Source organism: Kitasatospora sp. NPDC056531, from assembly GCF_042794375.1.
GTDB lineage: Bacteria > Actinomycetota > Actinomycetes > Streptomycetales > Streptomycetaceae > Kitasatospora.
Window position 1 is genome coordinate 1 of sequence record NZ_JBHTTU010000343.1, and the last position, 1,574, is coordinate 1,574.

Annotated in this window: 3 protein-coding genes; 1 reads left to right on the forward strand and 2 read right to left on the reverse strand. The window is 71.0% G+C overall.

The features are described 5' to 3' along the window. Nucleotides 1–306: hypothetical protein (locus ACFQ87_RS46275; RefSeq protein WP_380617055.1), on the reverse strand; the 306-nt coding region annotated here is incomplete at its 3' end. A gap of 59 nt (nucleotides 307–365) precedes the next feature. Between ACFQ87_RS46275 and ACFQ87_RS46280 the strand changes: the two genes are divergently transcribed. Then, the gene (locus ACFQ87_RS46280) at nucleotides 366–1,112 is read left to right on the forward strand and encodes a TetR/AcrR family transcriptional regulator C-terminal domain-containing protein (protein WP_380617056.1); all 747 of its coding nucleotides are present in this window, start codon (nucleotides 366–368) and stop codon (nucleotides 1,110–1,112) included. A 4-nt stretch (nucleotides 1,113–1,116) separates the two neighbouring features. On the opposite strand, the gene ACFQ87_RS46285 is transcribed toward ACFQ87_RS46280, so the two are convergent. Further along, the coding region (locus ACFQ87_RS46285; RefSeq protein WP_380617057.1) for a TetR/AcrR family transcriptional regulator at nucleotides 1,117–1,574 on the reverse strand (458 nt) is incomplete at its 5' end.

The following is a 1,574-nucleotide window of genomic DNA, read 5'->3' on the forward strand; positions in this document are numbered from 1 at the left end:
GTCCTCGGCGACCACGTGGTAGACCGCGTTCAGCGTCGGCGGGCCGACCATGTCCTTGATCCGCTCGAAGCGGCGCTCCTCGACCGGGCCGAGCTTCTCCATCCACGCCTGCATGGACTCCGGCCCGTGGTCGCCCTCGATGAGCGCGATGGTGATGATCTCCCGCGAGTCCTCCAGCGCGGTTGCGCTGATCACCCGGGTGCGCGGGTCGTCCGGGAACACCTCGTCCGGGATCCAGGCCTTGCGGAACTCCCCGTACTCCACACCCTCGTTGAGCTTGCGCACCATGACGGCGACGAGCTGCACGACGTCCTCCCCCAATGTATTTCTTGCAGTGCAAGAAGCTGACGTCGACTATTGTTTTCTTGCACTGCAAGAGCCGTCAAGGCCCGATGGGGACCATCCCGCAGGGCCACCCCAGGACCCAGGAGGAGCAGATGCCGGGCCGACGCACACGCCCGCGGACGGGCCTGACCCGCGAGAAGATCATCGACGCCGCCCTCGCCTACGTCGACGAGCACGGCCTCACCGCGCTCTCCAACCGCAAGCTCGGCGCGGCGCTCGGCGTCGAGGGCATGACGCTCTACTACTACGTCCCCAGCAAGGCCGCCCTGCTGGACGGCATGGTCGAGCGCCTGCTGGAGCTGTCCGCCGGGGACCTCTTCGCCGAACCGAGCGGCCCCTGGACCGACGTGGTCCGGGAGTTCGCCGTCGCCCTGCGCCGGATGCTGCTCGACCATCCGGCCATGCTCACCGTGCTCGCCACCCGCCCGGCCGCCACCCCGACCGCGCTCGCCCTGCTCGAACGCGGCATCGCGGTGCTGTGCGAGGACGGCGTTCCGCCGGCCGACGCGCTCAATGTGCTGAACTCCGTGGTCCGGTGGACCCTGGGGCACACCCTGGGCGAGGTCGGCGAGACACCCCATCACGAGGGCACCGAACCGCAACCCGAGCAGTTCGCGGCCCTGGGCCGGGACACCTACCCCCATCTGGCCCAGGCCTTCGCCACCGGCGAGGGACTCGACTCCGAGCAGTGCTTCCACCGCACCCTCCGCATCCTGCTCGCCGGCTACGCCGCCGAGTTGGAGCTCGCGAAGGGAGCGGGCTCATGACGGGCTAACTCCCGCTCGCGCCGCGCAGGGCGGCCACCACCAGGCCCTGGATCTCGTCCGTCCCGGTCTCGCCGCCGCCCACCAGGCGGTCGAAGACCAGCCCGTCGATGCAGGCCAGCAGGGTGGCGGTCCGCCCGTCGGGGTCGGGGACGCCCTGGGCGGCGAGGAAGGCGCGGACCACGGCCCGCCCCGCGTTCTCACGCGGCACGAGGATCTCCCGCAGCTCCGGGTCGCGCACGCTCTCCACCGCACAGGCGTAGCGCGCGAGTGACCGCCGCCGCCCCTCGCCGGTCAGCCTGTGGCGCATCAACTCGCGGATCCCCTCGACCAGTTCATCCGCCGAGCGAACCACCACCCGCTCCTCCCCCATGACCTGCAGCTCCCCCTGGTCCAGTTCGACCAACCGCCGCACCAGGGCGGTGAGCAGCGCCTGCCTGGTCCGCAGATAGGCGGAGGTGGTGC